Below are 15,033 nucleotides of genomic sequence, written 5' to 3'. Positions count from 1 at the left end.
GTCAACGGGCACCCGACCAACGCCACTCAGGACCGTAGTTCGACGTACGGGCTCAGGTAGCGGACTCCGGTCGCGGCCTCGGAAACCTGCCAGAGCCGGCTGGCGAGGCCACTGTCGTTGCCGGGCGCGACGATCGGGCGGGCGTGGACCCGGTCATCCCACTTGCGCAGCGAAGGGCCGAGCAGGACGCCGGTCTGCGCGGTCGGACTCGTCGCGGCGTAGAGCAGCGGAACGGTGCCTCGCACCGCACTACGGGCTACCAGGAGACCCTGGAAATTGACCACGGCACGCTCGGCCCAACCGCTGGCCTGAGCCGGCATCGACGTACGGGCCATGCCGGGATGGGCCAGGAAGCTGCGTACCGGGCTGCCGGCGTGGCGCAGTCTACGGTCCAGTTCCATGCCGAACAGGACGTTCGCCTGCTTGGAGCGGATGTACCGCTCGATCCGCGAGGTTGCCGGGGTGCCGGCGAGGTCGTCCAGATCCGGCCCGCCGCGCAGCAGGCGGTAGTAGGCGGAACTGACGGTCACCACCCGTGGATCGCAATCCGTCCGGAAGAGGTCCAGGAGCAGGCCGGTGAGGGCGAAGTGACCGAGGTGATTGGTGGCGAAGACCCGCTCGTACCCCTGCGCGGAGTGCGCGTGCGGGACGGCGCCGACCCCGGCGTTGTTGAGCAGCAGGTCGATCTCGTGACCCTCGTCGCGTAGCTGCGCGGCGAAGGCCCGGACCGAGTCGAGGTCGGCGAGGTCGAGTCGCCGCACCTCGAGGTTGCCGGACATGCCGGAGCGGGCCAACTCACCCTTGGCCGGGTCGCGGACCGCCATGATCACGGTTGCGCCGTGGGCAGCGAGGTGTTCGGCGGCGACCAGGCCGAGGCCGCTGCTGGCACCGGTGACGACGGCGGTGCGGCCGGTCTGGTCGGGTATCTCGTCGAGCGTCCAGGCAACGGGCATGGCACGCCTCCAGTCGGGTCAGGAGCGGATTACTTATCCGCTCTCAGGTGACGACCGTAGCATGTCAGCGGATAGTTCATCCGCTAAGTTCCGGATGGATTATCCTCGTACCGTGACGGGTGGGCCGAGGACCAACACCGATTCCCTCCGGGCGGACTCGGCCAGGGTGCGTGCCCGGATGCTGCGGGCCGCCCGCGACCGGGTCGCCGCCGGCGACCTGGACCTGCCGATGAATGCGGTCGCCAAGGCCGCCGGGGTCGGCGTCGGCACCGTCTACCGGCACTTCCCCAGCCGGCAGGCGCTGCTGGAGTCGCTGGCCGCCGAACGGTTCGCCCTGCTGGTGCAGGCGGCCGAGCAGGCCCTGGCCTGTCCCGACGTCGCCGCCGGCCTGGCCCGCCTGCTCCGAGCCGCACTGGAACACCAGCGCGACGACCCGGCGCTAGCCGTCGTGCTGGCCACCCCCGACACCGCCAACCCGCAGACGACGGAGCTGGTGCAAGCGCTCGCCGAGGCTGTCGACCGGCTGCTGGAGCGGGCCCGCGAGGCCGGGGCCATCCGGCCGGAGATCACCGCCGATGACGTCCGGGCGCTGTTCTGCGGGTTGCAGCGCACGGTGCAGGTCGGGGGGGACACCGAGCTCTACATCGACATCCTGCTGCGCGGCATCCGCACCTAGTGCGACGGACCTCGTCACCGGGGGTTGCGGCGTGGCACACCGTCCGACGGCCGTGGCTGTCGCGGCAACGACGACGGAAACACCGGCGTGGTTTCATGGGCCCATGGCGAACCCGGTGATCCTTTCCGTCGACGACGACCCGGCGGTCTCCCGGGCGGTCGCACGGGACATCCGGCGCCGCTACGGCGACCGGTACCGGGTGGTCCGGGCCACCTCCGGGCCGGAGGCACTGGAGGCGTTACGCGAGGTCAAGCTGCGTGGCGAGCAGGTGGCGCTGCTGCTGGCCGACTACCGGATGCCGGAGATGACCGGCATCGAGTTCCTGGAAGCCGCGATGGACCTGTTCCCCGCCGCGCGCCGGGTGCTGCTGACCGCGTACGCGGACACCGGTGCGGCGATCGACGCGATCAACCTGGTGGACCTCGACCACTACCTGCTCAAACCCTGGCACCCGCCGGAGGAGAAGCTCTACCCGGTGGTCGACTCGCTGCTGGAGGCGTGGGCGGCCAGCCCGGCCGCCGGGGAGAGCGAGATCCGGGTGGTCGGGCACCGCTGGTCCGCCGAGTCGTTCACGGTACGGGACTTCCTCGCCCGCAATCTGGTCCCGTACCGGTGGCTGCTGACCGACGACCCCGAGGGCGGCCGGCTGCTCACCGCGGCCGGAGTGACCCCGGCCGACGTGCCGTTGGTGGTCACCACCGACGGCAAGGCGCTGGTGGCGCCCTCGGAGGCGGAACTGGCCGGGCTGGTGGGACTGGAGGTCACCCCCACTGCGGACTTCTACGATCTGGTGGTGGTCGGCGGCGGGCCGGCCGGCCTGGGCGCCGCCGTGTACGGGGCGTCGGAAGGGTTGCGCACCGTGCTGGTGGAGCGGCTGGCCACCGGCGGGCAGGCGGGGCAGAGCAGCCGCATCGAGAACTACCTCGGCTTTCCGGACGGGGTTTCCGGAGCGCAGCTCACCGACCGGGCCCGCCGGCAGGCGTTGAAGTTCGGCGCGGAGCTGCTCAGCACCCGGGAGGTGGTGGGCCTGGAGGAGGCCGGGTCGGCGCGGCTGCTGCGGTTCAGTGACGGCCAGACGCTCGCCGCTCACTCGGTCGTGCTGGCGACCGGCGTGTCGTACCGGATGCTCGGCGCGCCCGGCCTGTCCGACTTCACCGGCCGAGGTGTCTTCTACGGTTCGGCGGCCAGCGAGGCGCCGAGCTGTGTGGGCGAGGATGTCTACATCGTGGGCGGGGCAAACTCGGCGGGACAGGCCGCCGTCTACTTCTCCCGCTACGCGAAGCGGGTGCACCTGCTGATCCGGGGCGCGGACCTGACCGCGTCGATGTCCCGGTACCTCATCGACCAGCTGAGCCGGATCGACCAGGTGATCGTGCACCCGCACACCGAGGTGGTGGGTGCCGCCGGTGACGAGCACCTGCAACGGCTGACCCTGCGGGACAACCGGACCGGTGAGCAGCGGGAGGCGGAGACGTCGTGGCTCTTCGTCTTCATCGGTGCCGAGCCCCGTACCGGCTGGTTGGACGGCACGCTTGTCCGCGACGAACGGGGGTTCGTGGTCACCGGACCGGACCTGGTCGCCGGGGGTCACCGACCGTCGGGCTGGTCGCTGCCACGCGAGCCGTACCACCTTGAATCGAGCGTGCCCGGGGTGTTCGCCGCCGGTGACGTACGCGCGGCCTCGGTGAAGCGGGTGGCCTCCGCCGTCGGCGAGGGTGCGATGGCCGTGTCGCTGGTGCACCGGTACCTGGAGACGCAGTGACCAGCGGTGATCCGGGCACCGGCCCGCTGCGGCGGCTGACCGCGGACGACCTGCGGACGCTGTTCCTCTTCGAGTCGCTCGACGATGCGCAGTTGAGCTGGCTGGCCGACCAGGGTCGGGTCGAGCGGCGGGAAGAAGGCGACCTGGTCTACTCCGAGGGTGATCCGGCGGAGTGCTTCTTCGTGCTGCTCGACGGCACGGTACGGCTCTGCCGCACGGTGCACGGTGACCAGGTGGAGATCAGCCGCACCGCCCAACGCGGCGTCTACGGCGGTGCCACCCAGGCATACCTCGGCGACGATCGGCAGTACCGCAACAGCATGTGGGCGCTGACCGACGCCGAGTTCTTCGTGTTGCCGGCGGAGCAGTTCGCCCATGCGGTGCGTACCTGGTTTCCGATGGCGATGCACCTGCTGGAGGGCATGTTCATCGGGATGCGGGACACCCAGACGCTCATCGGCGAGCGCGAGCGGCTGCTGGCCCTGGGTTCCCTGTCGGCGGGCCTGACCCATGAGCTGAACAACCCGGCGAGCGCGGCGGTGCGGGCGTCCACCAGTCTGCGCGAGCGGATCGCCGGGATGCGGCACAAGCTTGCCATGATCGCCGACGGCCGGCTCGACGGCCGGCGGCTGCATGCTCTGGTGGGGCTCCAGGAGGAGGCGGTCGAGCGGGTGGCGAAGGCGCCGACGCTCTCGCCGTTGGCGACGAGTGACGCCGAGGACGAGTTGACCGACTGGCTGGACGACCGGGGCCTGACCGCCGGTTGGGAGCTGACGTCGACGCTGGTCAGCGCAGGGCTGGACGTCGACTGGTTGGAGCGGGTCCGCGCGTCGGTGGGCGAGGAGGATCTGGAAGCGGCGGTGCGCTGGTTGACCTACACGGTCGAGACCGAACTGCTCATGCGGGAGATCGCGGACGCCGCCACCCGGATCTCCACCCTGGTCGGTGCCGCCAAGCAGTACTCCCAGCTCGACCGGGCGCCGTACCAGGTCGTGGACGTGCACGAACTGCTCGACGCCACACTTGTGATGTTCAAGGGGAAGATCCCCGCCGGGGTCCGGCTGGTCCGCGAGTACGACCGGGGTCTGCCGCCCATTCCGGCGTACGCCGCCGAGTTGAACCAGGTGTGGAGCAACCTGATCGACAACGCGCTCGGTGCGATGGGTGGCGACGGATCGCTCACCGTCCGCACTCTCCGCCAGGACGACTGGTTGATCGTTGAGATCGCCGACACCGGGCCGGGCATTCCGGACGACGTCCGGCCCCGGATCTTCGAACCGTTCTTCACCACCAAGCCGGTCGGCGAGGGCACCGGCCTCGGTCTGGACATCTCCTACCGCATCGTGGTCAACAAGCACCACGGGGACATTCGGGTGACAAGCACGCCCGGCAGCACCGTGTTCCGCGTCCTGCTGCCGCTCAGTCCGCCGGAACCGCCGGCCGGCTGACCCGACCGACGGCGGCGTTCGGGCCAGTCCGGCCCGCGGTCAGGCGTTGCGGTCGAGTCGTACGCCGGCCGACTCGGCGTTGCCGAAGGTGTCGTTGATGAGCACCACGTCGCGGCCGACATTGGCCAGCAGGGAGGCGGCGAGGGCGGCCCGGTAGCCGGACCCGCAGTGCACCCAGACGGCACCGCCCGGAATGTCGGCCATCCGGCGGGGCAGCTCGGGCAGCGGTACGTGCACGGCACCCTCGACGTGGCCGTCCCGCCACTCGTTGCCCAGCCGCACGTCGAGGACGACCTGCGGGGCGGGCAGCCCGGCCGGCGGGTTCCCGGCCTGCGCGGCAGCCAGCGCCGGGAAGTCCGCGACGAGCAGCTCCCGCAGCTCGGCGGGCTTGTCGGCCCACTGCCCCGGAGTTCCGGTCGCCTGGGCGGCGGGCCGGTCGATGCCGATCCGGACCAGCTCGCGCTGGGCGTCGGCGACCTGCTCCGGCGTCTCGGCCAGCAGCGTGACCGGAGTGCCCCAGTCGATCAGCCAGCCGAGCCAGGTCGACATGGGGCCGTCGAGACCGAGGCTCACCGTGCCAGCCAGGTGCGAGACCGCGTACGCCTTGCGGTGTCGCAGGTCGACCACCCACTCCCCGGCGGCGATGCGTTCCCGTAGCTGCGCGGCGTCGGCCCGGGCCACCGGGGTGAGGTCCACCGGTGCCGGGCCGGCGCTGTTGGCCACCCCCATGTGCGCGTAGTACGCCGGGTAGGCGTCCAGACCGGCCAGGGTTTCGGTGACGAACTCGGTCGCGGCCAGCCGGAAGACCGGATTGACCTGCTTCTCCCGGCCGATTGTCGAGTCCGGGGCGTCGGCCTGGCTGGCCGAGCAGAAGCTGCCGAAGCCGTGGGTGGGCCACACCTGCGCACCGTCGGGCAGCAGGTCGGCGAGCCGCTTCGCCGAGGTGTGCTGACGCTGGGCCAACTCGTGTGCGTGCTCGGCACCGAGCAGGTCGGTGCGGCCGGTGGTGCCGAACAGCAGCGATCCTCCGGTGAAGACCCCCGCCGGGGTCCAGCCCGCCCCGGTGGCCTCGTCGAGTACGTACGACAGGTGGTGGAAGGTGTGGCCAGGGGTGGCCACGGCCCGCAGTCGCAGCGCCTCCGACACCTCGATGACGTCGCCGTCGTCGACCGGTACCCGGTCGAAACCGACCTCGTCGGCGGCGGCCACCAGGTAGCGCGCCCCGGTCAGCCGGGCCAGGTCCAGCCCGCCGGAGACGTAGTCGTTGTGCAGGTGCGTCTCGACCACGTGGGTGATCCGCACGCCGGCCGCGCCGGCGAGGTACAGCACCCGGTCGATGTCGCGCTGCGGGTCCACCACGACCGCGATCCGGCCGTCGGTCGCCAGGTAGCTGCGGTCGCCGAGGGACGACGTCGTGATGACCGACACCTGCACCGTCATGTCCAGCTCCTCGATTCCTCGTCTTCAGCGGGTGGTTACCCGACCGGGCGGCGGAGATGCGGCCTCGATCGGGGTAACCGTCTCCGACTATACCCCGGGGGGTATGTGTCGCCCACTCGGACGGGTTGGCCGGAGCGAACCGGGGGCTGGTCCGCGGCCGGAACAGGGGGCCGGTCCGCGGCCGGAACAGCTCCGACCGCGGACCGGCGTTGTCACCCAGCGGTCACAGGCGTGCGCACTGACCGGCCGCCGGGCCCCGCACCGTGTTGGCCCGACCCTCGTTCACCGGGGCGGGCGTGTTGCCGGAGCAGGCCAGCGGGCCGCTGATGGTGTTGGCGGCGACGACCACCGGCTGGCTGCCGGAGTTGCCCGTCACCACCACCGGGCCGCTGACGGTGACCCCGTCGACCCGTACCCCGCCGAGGTTGGCCACCAGCGACAGCGGCCCGTTGATCCGGGCCTTGCTGATCTTCAGGTCGCCGGTGGCGCCGGCCACCGTGACCGGACCGGAGACCTTCGTGCCCGACAGCTCGAACAGCACCGGCCGGGTGGCGGAGACCGGGCCGTTGATGGTGCCGCCGGTCACCCGCAGCGAGGCTCCCGCGGCGATCGACACCGGGCCGGCGATCGTGGCGTTCTCCACGCAGGTCAGGCCGGTGGTCACGAGCAGCGGCCGGGAGTGCTTGCCGGTGATCGTGGTGGTGCACTGCGGCCCGCCCTGACCGACCGACGACCGTGGTTCGGTGTCCGCCGTCACCGGTGAGTTGGCGGCGAAGTAGCTCACCAGCATGGTGAGGTCGTTGTCGCCGGTGGTCACCAGGTTGGTGCCCCCACCCAGGGTGGTGAAGTTGTCCCCGCCGGCGGCGAGGAACGAGTTCACCGTCACCCGGTAGCTGCCCGCCGGGTCGATCGGCGTGCCGTTCAGCTCCATCGAGGTGATCCGCGAGCCCGGTGCGGCCTCCGGGTCGTAGGTGTAGCTGAAGCCCTCCGACACACCGAGCCACAGCACCGGGCGGGACGTGCCCGCCGGCTGCCACTGCTGCTCCAGCACCTGCTTGATCTCGGCACCGGTGTAGGTCTTGGTGACCACGTCGTTGGCGAACGGCTGGACGGCGAAGGCCTCGGCGTAGGTCACCGTGCCGTCCTCGCCGTACAGCAGGTCGGCCCGCAGACCGCCGGGGTTCATGAAGGCGATCTGCGCCCCGCCCCGACCGGCGTCACGGGTACCGGCGAGTTGCACGTCGGCGATGAAGTTGCCAAGCGTCGACTCCTTGCCCCGATCCTCGTTGCCGTCGGTGTAGGCCCGCCGGATGTCGGCGGTGATCTCACCGAGCTTCCGCTGACCCAACTCCTGCGCCCGGACCTTCGCCGCGGCCACGATCTCCGCCACCGCCGGGTCCTGCGGTGCGCCGACGACGTCCACCAGGGACGCGTCGGCGGAGGTGATCGAGCCCGTCTCCGGGTCGAAGGTCAGCGTGACCTTGCCCAGACGCTTGCCGTAGTCCTCGGCCTGCACGATCGGCCGTAGCTTGTCGGTGCCGGGCACCGGCACCTCGAAGGCGTACGGCTGGTGGGTGTGCCCGCTGAAGATGACGTCGATCGCGGCGTCGGCACGGGTGAAATCGCCGAAGACCGGGTCGTTCGCCAGCGCCTCCGGGGAGTCGATGTTCTCGGTCGCGGCGCCCTCGTGCGCGAGCAGCACCACCACCTCCGCCTCGCCGTTGTCCGGGTTGCCGTCCTTGAGTTGGCCGGCGACCAGATTGGCCTCGGCGACCGGGTCGCGGAAGGTGATGCCGGCGATGCCGTCCGGGCTGACCAGCGAGGCGGTCTGCTCGGTGACCACGCCGATGAACCCGACGCGGACGCCGCCGATGGTGTCCACCGAGTACGCCGGCAGCGCCCGGGTGTCACCGCGGTACACGTTGGCGCCCAGGTGCGGGAAGTCGGCCCGGTCGGTCACCCGGCCGGTCAGGTCCGCCATGCCCTTGTCGAACTCGTGGTTGCCCACCGCCGAGACGAGCAGGCCGGCCTGGTTCAACGCGTCGATCGTCGGGTTGTCGTCGTCGATCGCCGAGATGAAGGTGGAGGCGCCGATGTTGTCACCGGCGGAGACGAACGCGGTGTTCGGGTTCTCCGCCCGCAACTGATTCACCAGACCGGCGACCTGAGCCGCGCCGCCGACCGGCTGACCTCCGACGGTGGCTGGTGACTCCAGCCGGCCGTGGAAGTCGTTGATGCTCAGCAGTTGGAGGTCCACCGGGCCGGTGCCGGAACCGGTGTCGAGGCCAACCACCAGCGGGTTGTGGTCGCTGGCCCGGTACGGGTCCGGCGCGAAGAACGCGGCCAGGCCGTCGTACTGGAAGGCGTACGACTCGACCGCGTTGATCTGCCACACGTCGACCCCGGTGACCCGCGACGCCAGCGACGGCGAGGCGAGCGCGTGGTCGAGTGAGCCGGACTCACCGTTGAAGACGTAGCTGGTCTTCCCGGTGTCGTTGAGGTTGCGGTAGTCCTCGTCGTAGAGGACCTGCATCGGGTCCTCCTGGGTGTACGCGTTGAAGTCACCCAGGAGCAGCACGTTGTCGGTCTCGCTGTCCGCCTTGACCTGCTCCACGAAGGCAGCCAGCGCCCCGGCCTGCCGGACCCGGTCGCCGTTCCAACCGCCCTGACCGTCGCCGGCGTCGGCGTTGTCACCGCTGCCGGCACCACTCTTGGACTTGAAGTGGTTGGCCACCACGATGAAGTCCACCGAACCGGCGGTGAACGTCTGCGCGATCGGCTCGCGTGCGTTGGACCACACCGTCTCGTCGTTCACCGACCGTGACGGGCCCTTCGGCTGCGCCTTGGCCGGCTTGAAGATGATCGCGGTGGTGATGACGTCCTGCTCGGTCGCGCCGGGCAGCTCGGTCGGAGTGCGGACGTAGTCCCAGGTGCCCGCGCCGTCCTCGCCGTTCAGGGCGGCGACCAGGCGCTTGAGGGCCTGTTGCGGATCCTCGGCGTTGAACCGGACCGAGTTCTCGATCTCCTCCAGCGCGACCACGTCGGCGTTCAGCGCGGTGATCGCCGAAACGATCTTCGCTTCCTGCTTGGCCAGCGCCGCCTCGTCGGCCGCACCCCGGGCGTCGCCGCCGAAGTGGACGAAGTAGTTCAACACGTTGAAGCTGGCCACCCGCAGGTCGCCGCCGACGTCGACGGGTCCGGCGGTACGCGGGTTGGTGGTCTTGAACGTGGTCCGGGCGGCCGGCGCGGTGTCCGCGTCGACCGGGCGGGTCGGTTGTAGACGCCACTCGTTGAAGCCGTAGGACAGCACCGACGGGCCGAACGCCTCCACCTGGTCACCGACCCGCAACGGGCTGGCCGGCGAGACGTACGGCGGCAGCAGCCCGGCGGTGGCCAGGTTCGTCGTCCTGCCGTCGTCCACCAGCAGGCGCCGCAGCTTGTTCTCGGTGGCCAGGGCCTGCGCGGTGTCCGAGCCGGGACGGGCCACATCGGTCGGCGTCCGGGCCGGCTGGTCGCCGGCGGCGAGCGCCACCTCGCCGTACCGGTTGGTGTTGTAGACCTCCGAGACGGCGTACGCGCCGACCGGTGCCACCAGCATCGACTCGACCGACTCGCGAGCGGCCTCGTCCAGCGGCAGCTCAACCGGGACCGGTGCCGGCAGCGGTGCGCCCTGCTCGCAGACCTGGACGTCGGTCCGGGCCGCGATGGTCAGCTGGGTGAGACCGTTGAACTCGCTCGCCGTACCGCTGACCCGGACCCGGTCGCCGATCGCGACCGTCGGGTGGTTCGCGGTGTTTGTGGTGAGGTAGACGAAGATGCCGTCCGAGGCGCTTCCGGCGGCGACCGGGCGCTCGGCGCCGCTGCCCGCCGTCTGCACGTACACCCCGTTGTAACCACCGGTGCGGTGGTCGGCGGTGACGATGCCCTCCACGGTCACCCGGCTGCCGGCCAGCGGCGTGGCCGCGCCGGTGCCCTGCACCTCGGCGATGGTGTGGTCGACGGTGACGGTGCAGCCGGTCGGGTCCGGGTCCGGGTCCGACGCGGCGTTGCGTACCCCGAAGGTGCTCGCCGCGGGTGCCTGCCAACTGCCTTCGATCTTCTGGAGCGAGTGGCCCGTCGGGGTCGAAGCGGTCTCCTGCACGCCGACGTCGACGCCGTCCCGGCCGTCCGCTGGCCCGCCGACCGCAGTGAAGGTGCCCTCGTAGGTCAGGAACTCGGCGACGTCACCGTCGGGCGCGACGAGCGCGACACCGTCGGGCGAGCCGTTCTGGATACCGTTCGACGGATACGTCTCGACGATCACACCGGCGGCCGGCACCACGCCGGTCAACGTCCTGGTGTCGTACGCCGCGCCGTTGGCGCCGTTGTACAGGACGATCTGCCAGCCGGTCAGGTCGAAGCCGACCGGTCCCTCGACCTCGATCGCCTCGCCGGTGTCCGTGCCGACGTTGTCGTAGTGGATCTCACTGATGAACGGCGTGGTGGGCGCCGGGTCCGCGAAGGCGGTGGTGCCACCGGAGAGGATGAGCGTGGTGGCGGTGACCAGTACGCCCGGGATTGTGAGTAGTCGGGTACTTCTTGCGCGCTGCATGTATGCGGCCTCCGAAGGGAGTAGACCGTCGGAGGATAAGCGGCACCGGTGTCCATGCGGGAGCCACCAGGTGTACCAATGCGGCAAAGACCGGGTAGCTCAGCCGCCCTGGGCGGCAGGACCGGGTAGCTCAGCCGCCCCGGGCGACCGGGCCGATCAGCTGCCGCTCGGTGCCGGTCATGCTGAGCATCACCCACTGCACCTTGCCCTTGGTGATCAGGCCGACCATCTCCGGGTGCAACTGGGTGAACCAGCTCTGCACGCTGGCCAGCCCGAGGGCGTTCGCGGCGGTGGCCGCTTCGGCCTCGGTGAGCCGCTGAAGCACCACGATGTCGCTGCGGACCAGGACCTCGACGTCCCAGCCGGCCAGGTCGTCGCGGACCACCAGGGTGGCCCGCCAGGGTGCGCTGAGATTGGTGTCCGGCCCGGTCACCGGACCAGTGTCGATCACCACGAGCTGTGGTTCGGTAGGTGTGGCCGGCACCGGCGGAGCGACACCGGGCGGCAGGAACGAGGCGATCTCCCGGCCGATCACGCAGCGTCGCAGGAAGGCGTCCCACTCCTGCTCCCGGGCGGTCTGCACGAACAGCCGGGCGCCGAGCGCCAGTGACCGGAAGGCGAGCAGTTCGGCGGCGCGTACCCCGCCGGTGAGCATCAGCCGGGTCGGCTCGGCCCGGAACACCCGCAGCCCCACCGGCTCCTGCTGACGGTTCCGGCCGACGACCAGCCCGCCGCCACCGGCGACCAGCCGTAGCCCAGCGACGGAGGCAGCGTCCGCGACGTGCAGCCCCATCCGACTGCCGGGAAAGGCGACGCCGTTCATCGCAGGAAGCCTCCCAACGGCAGGGTGGCGGCCACGCCGTGGGCGTGCTCGCCGTCGAGTCTCTGCAGGCGACCACCGTGATCGCGGATCGCCTGGTCGAGTGCGCGATCGGCGGTGGCCAGTGCGGCCGGGTCGGTGCCGATGAGCCGGAACGCCACCTCCACCAGAGCGTCGTCGTCACCAGGGCGGTCGTTCTCCCGAGCCACCGAGATGGAGACCACGCCAGCCGCGGCGGGTATGCCACGCAGCAGCGGATCGATCTGCCACGCCCGGCTGGGCCAGGCGAGCAGTCGATGACAGCTCTGGGGTACACCCTGAACCGTCCAGCTGCGCCAGCTTTCCCGGGCCAAGGGGCGGTCGGTGCTTTCGGCCGCGCCTCCGGTGAGATGGGTCAGCTGGGCGACCGCGGCGAGCACCTCGTCCCGGTTCAGCAGACGGGCCGTCGCCCGTTCCTGCCGCAACTGACGCCGGGTCCGGCGGATCGCCGCAGTGAGCGCCGGCCGCAGGTCGCGGTCGGCGTGAAAGTCGGGGGTACGCGGCGCATGGAGCACCACCCACGCCTGCCGGCTGGCCGGGACGCCACCGTTCGTCAGTTCGCGGTACGCGCGGTCGACCGCCGCCGCACGGGCGCGCGGCGCCGGTGTCACCTGGATCAGCACCTGCACCGTCACGACGGGCGTCTTCGGGTCGGCCGCCGGTAGCAACGCCACCGGCGAGGGCAGGGCCTGCGGGGCCCCCATGAGCAGCGCGCCCTCGGTCGGATCGACCTCCAGCACCGCGCTGAGCCCGCCCCGGTGGGTCAGCAGCACGGCCGGCTGATCGTCGATCTCGACCTGATCCAGCTCGACGGTGCTTTCCAGGTGGCTCAGCAGCTGCCATGGGCCGTCGGACCCGGCACTGACAAGTCGTCGGCTCCGCCCCCGGTACGCCCACCAAACCGCCAGCCACTGGTGAAGCCATCGGCCCTGGTGGCGCACCATCGTCGGAGCGAGCACCAGCACCGTGGCGGCGGCCACGGCGACGGTCAGCGGCAGGCCGTGCGGCGTGGCCGCCAGCACCGCCGCCGCACCGGCCTGCCAGGCCACGAGTTGGGCCACATGGATCCCACCGACGCGCGGCTGCCGTCGGTGTGGGCGTACGACCGGAATCGCCGCGGCGTCCCCGGCCGCGCCTTCGGTGACGGCCTGTCCCGTCGGGGCGGCCGTGGCCTGCGCGCCGGCCCGGCTCTGCGGTGCCCGGGCGGCGGGCGCGGCGACGGCGGCCGATGCCGCAGCGGCGGCCCGACTGGTGTACGCGGTGCCGACCGTGGCCCGCCCCTGCCCACGCTGGGTCGCCCAGGCGTGGCCGGGCCCGGTACCGCCGAGCGTCGGTGCCGGCGCTGCGCCCTGCTGGGGCGTGCGCTGCTGTGGCGGCGGTGCCGCCGCCCCCGGGTGATGCTGCCAACCCGGCTCGCCCGGCTGAGCCGCACCCGGATGCGTCACCGCACGTCCCTCCCTGACCAGCGCGGCATCGTCATCGCCCGATCGCGGTGCGTACGTCGGCCACGGTCACGGTCCGCAGCTCGTCGAGGCTCGGACGTTGCCCGGACTGGCGCAACCGCTGCGCCTGCGCCTTGCGGACACCCTCGAAGAGCTTGCGAGCCTCCCGGGCGTTGCCGAAGTTCTGGTCCCGTTCGATGGTGCCGAAGTGCTCGCGGAGCACCTCCGAGACGCCATCGGCGAGGAGGTATTCGTCGCCGCCGGCCATCCGCTCCACGATGACCACCAACTGCTCCGGGGAGTAGTTGCCAAACTCCACAGTCTTGGCGAAGCGGGAGGCCAGACCGGGGTTGGCGTCGAGGAACTGCAACATCTCGCTGGTGTAGCCGGCCGCGATCACCGCAATCTCGTCGCGGTGATCCTCCATGAGCTTGACAAGCGTGTCGATGGCCTCCTGCCCGAAGTCGCCGCCGGTGCCCGACGACCGCGAGAGGGTATACGCCTCGTCGATGAATAGCACGCCGCCGCGCGCCAGCTCGAACGCGGCGGCGGTCTTCTCGGCGGTGTGGCCGATGTACTGACCGACCAGGTCACGTCGGGAGACCTCGCGGAAGGCGCCGCCGGGCAGTGCGCCCAGCGCTGCCAGCAGGTCACCGTAGATACGCGCCACAGTGGTCTTACCGGTGCCGGGGGCACCCGCGAAGATCAGGTGATGACTGACCGCGCCGACGGGCAGCCCGGCGCTGCGCCGCCACTCGTTGACCTGGATCTCGTCGATGAGGGCGCGGACCTCCTCCTTCACCGATTCCAGGCCGACCATGGCCGCGAGCTCGCCCAGCAGCTTGTCCACTCGGGCGGCGTCCTGGCCGCTGGTGGCGCGGGCGGCGTCGGCGCCGAAGGCGGCCTTACGGTTGACGGTGCCCTCGACGATTGTCGGGTCGGCTCCCTCGGCGATCTCGATCGCCGGCTGGCCGGTGTTCTCCGTGGTGCACTCCTCGACACTGCCACGGCAGCCCCGGGCGAAGGAGACCGCCGGCCCGCGGGTGTCGCGGATCCGGCAGCGACGCAGCACCGGAGCGCTCTGATGGACCACCGCCACACCGGCCTGCCCGGTCTGGGAGATGTCGCAGGTCTCGATGGTGGGTCGGCCGTACTGATAGATGTAGATGCCCCGGTTGCCGCAGCGGGTGACAGTGCTGGTGCGGATGGTCGGGGCCGCCCCGATCCGCACGATGATGCCGTCCTCGCTGAGATCGGTGAACTCGCACCCTTCGACGTTGCCGTCGGAATCCTCCACCACCAGGCCGTACCGTCCGCCGGTCACCCGGCAGCGGGTGAGCGTGAACTCCGAACGGCCGGCCACCTGGATCGCCGCACCGAAGCCGGCGCTCAGCTCGCACCCGGTCATGGTGAGCCTCGCCCGGTCGGCCACCACGACCGGCGCGTCACCGGCCTTCAGGACCAGGTCGCGTAGTTCCAACCGGCCGGAGTTGCAGGAGACCGTCGGGTACGTCCCGGAGGACGCGTCGATGGTGACCGTGCCCGGGCCCTGCGCGGCGACCACACTGATGCCGCGGTCGTTGATGAACAGGGCCTCGTGGTAGGTGCCGGGGCTGACCGAGACGACCGTGTCGTCGCTGGCCACCGCCAGCGCCTCCCCGATGGACGGGTAGGCGCCGGGCTGATCCGGGGAGACGAGAAGGGTGCGCGTCATGGCTCCGGCTCTGGACGGCGAAGAGGGGGCGGAACCGACGATATCCCAGCCGGTCGACGCGGTGTGAGCCCCTCGATGTCAGTGGTGCCCGGACACCACCCCCGTCGGACGGACGGTGACGGTTAGGCTCGCTTGCGGGCCGGGCGAA

The 15,033-nt window shown here is 71.3% G+C and carries 9 protein-coding genes; 3 read left to right on the top strand and 6 right to left on the bottom strand.

Annotated features, from left to right (window positions below; genetic code table 11):
* Positions 1–26 precede the first annotated feature (26 nt).
* Positions 27–953, bottom strand: a complete 927-nt coding sequence (locus ACN26Z_RS01050; protein WP_421459606.1) for an SDR family NAD(P)-dependent oxidoreductase — start codon at positions 951–953, stop codon at positions 27–29.
* Between the two features lie 112 nt (positions 954–1,065).
* Here ACN26Z_RS01050 and ACN26Z_RS01045 point away from each other — a divergent pair, with 112 nt between their 5' ends.
* The 3 genes from ACN26Z_RS01045 to ACN26Z_RS01035 all read left to right on the top strand — a co-directional run bounded on the left by ACN26Z_RS01045 (position 1,066) and on the right by ACN26Z_RS01035 (position 4,839).
* On the top strand, positions 1,066–1,629 hold the full coding sequence (locus ACN26Z_RS01045; RefSeq protein WP_198413271.1) for a TetR/AcrR family transcriptional regulator: 564 nt from the start codon (positions 1,066–1,068) through the stop codon (positions 1,627–1,629).
* Positions 1,630–1,732: 103 nt separating this feature from the next.
* On the top strand, positions 1,733–3,391 hold the full coding sequence (locus ACN26Z_RS01040; RefSeq protein WP_421459605.1) for an FAD-dependent oxidoreductase: 1,659 nt from the start codon (positions 1,733–1,735) through the stop codon (positions 3,389–3,391).
* The gene (locus ACN26Z_RS01035; RefSeq protein ID WP_421459604.1) at positions 3,388–4,839 is read left to right on the top strand and encodes an ATP-binding protein; all 1,452 of its coding nucleotides are present in this window, start codon (positions 3,388–3,390) and stop codon (positions 4,837–4,839) included. The genes ACN26Z_RS01040 and ACN26Z_RS01035 overlap by 4 nt, the downstream gene beginning before the upstream one ends.
* 39 nt (positions 4,840–4,878) lie before the next feature.
* Here the strand turns inward: ACN26Z_RS01035 and ACN26Z_RS01030 are convergent, their stop codons facing one another.
* The 5 genes from ACN26Z_RS01030 to ACN26Z_RS01010 form a co-directional block, all read right to left on the bottom strand.
* Positions 4,879–6,279 carry an MBL fold metallo-hydrolase gene (locus tag ACN26Z_RS01030; protein WP_421459603.1) on the bottom strand — a complete coding sequence of 467 codons (1,401 nt, stop codon included), beginning with the start codon at positions 6,277–6,279 and terminating at the stop codon, positions 4,879–4,881.
* A gap of 223 nt (positions 6,280–6,502) precedes the next feature.
* The gene (locus ACN26Z_RS01025; RefSeq protein WP_421459602.1) at positions 6,503–10,870 is read right to left on the bottom strand and encodes an ExeM/NucH family extracellular endonuclease; all 4,368 of its coding nucleotides are present in this window, start codon (positions 10,868–10,870) and stop codon (positions 6,503–6,505) included.
* Between the two features lie 130 nt (positions 10,871–11,000).
* Complete coding sequence (locus tag ACN26Z_RS01020; RefSeq protein ID WP_093411163.1) at positions 11,001–11,693, bottom strand: hypothetical protein; 693 nt, start codon at positions 11,691–11,693, stop codon at positions 11,001–11,003.
* On the bottom strand, positions 11,690–13,174 hold the full coding sequence (gene eccE / locus ACN26Z_RS01015) for a type VII secretion protein EccE (protein WP_421459601.1): 1,485 nt from the start codon (positions 13,172–13,174) through the stop codon (positions 11,690–11,692). The genes ACN26Z_RS01020 and eccE overlap by 4 nt, the downstream gene beginning before the upstream one ends.
* 31 nt (positions 13,175–13,205) lie before the next feature.
* Positions 13,206–14,885, bottom strand: a complete 1,680-nt coding sequence (locus tag ACN26Z_RS01010) for a right-handed parallel beta-helix repeat-containing protein (protein WP_421459600.1) — start codon at positions 14,883–14,885, stop codon at positions 13,206–13,208.
* Positions 14,886–15,033 lie beyond the last annotated feature (148 nt).

The organism is Verrucosispora sp. WMMD703 (assembly GCF_049178935.1).
Lineage (GTDB): Bacteria > Actinomycetota > Actinomycetes > Mycobacteriales > Micromonosporaceae > Micromonospora > Micromonospora sediminimaris.
The sequence above is the reverse complement of the archived record's forward strand: the minus strand, read 5'-3'. Positions and strand labels throughout refer to the sequence as shown.

Coding starts and splice junctions, on each gene's coding strand:
- ACN26Z_RS01050 (WP_421459606.1), bottom strand. CDS start 953: ATGCCCGTTGCCTGGACGCTCGACGAGATACCCGACCAGACCGGCCGC.
- ACN26Z_RS01040 (WP_421459605.1), top strand. CDS start 1,733: ATGGCGAACCCGGTGATCCTTTCCGTCGACGACGACCCGGCGGTCTCC.
- ACN26Z_RS01030 (WP_421459603.1), bottom strand. CDS start 6,279: ATGACGGTGCAGGTGTCGGTCATCACGACGTCGTCCCTCGGCGACCGC.
- ACN26Z_RS01025 (WP_421459602.1), bottom strand. CDS start 10,870: ATGCAGCGCGCAAGAAGTACCCGACTACTCACAATCCCGGGCGTACTG.
- ACN26Z_RS01020 (WP_093411163.1), bottom strand. CDS start 11,693: ATGAACGGCGTCGCCTTTCCCGGCAGTCGGATGGGGCTGCACGTCGCG.
- ACN26Z_RS01010 (WP_421459600.1), bottom strand. CDS start 14,885: ATGACGCGCACCCTTCTCGTCTCCCCGGATCAGCCCGGCGCCTACCCG.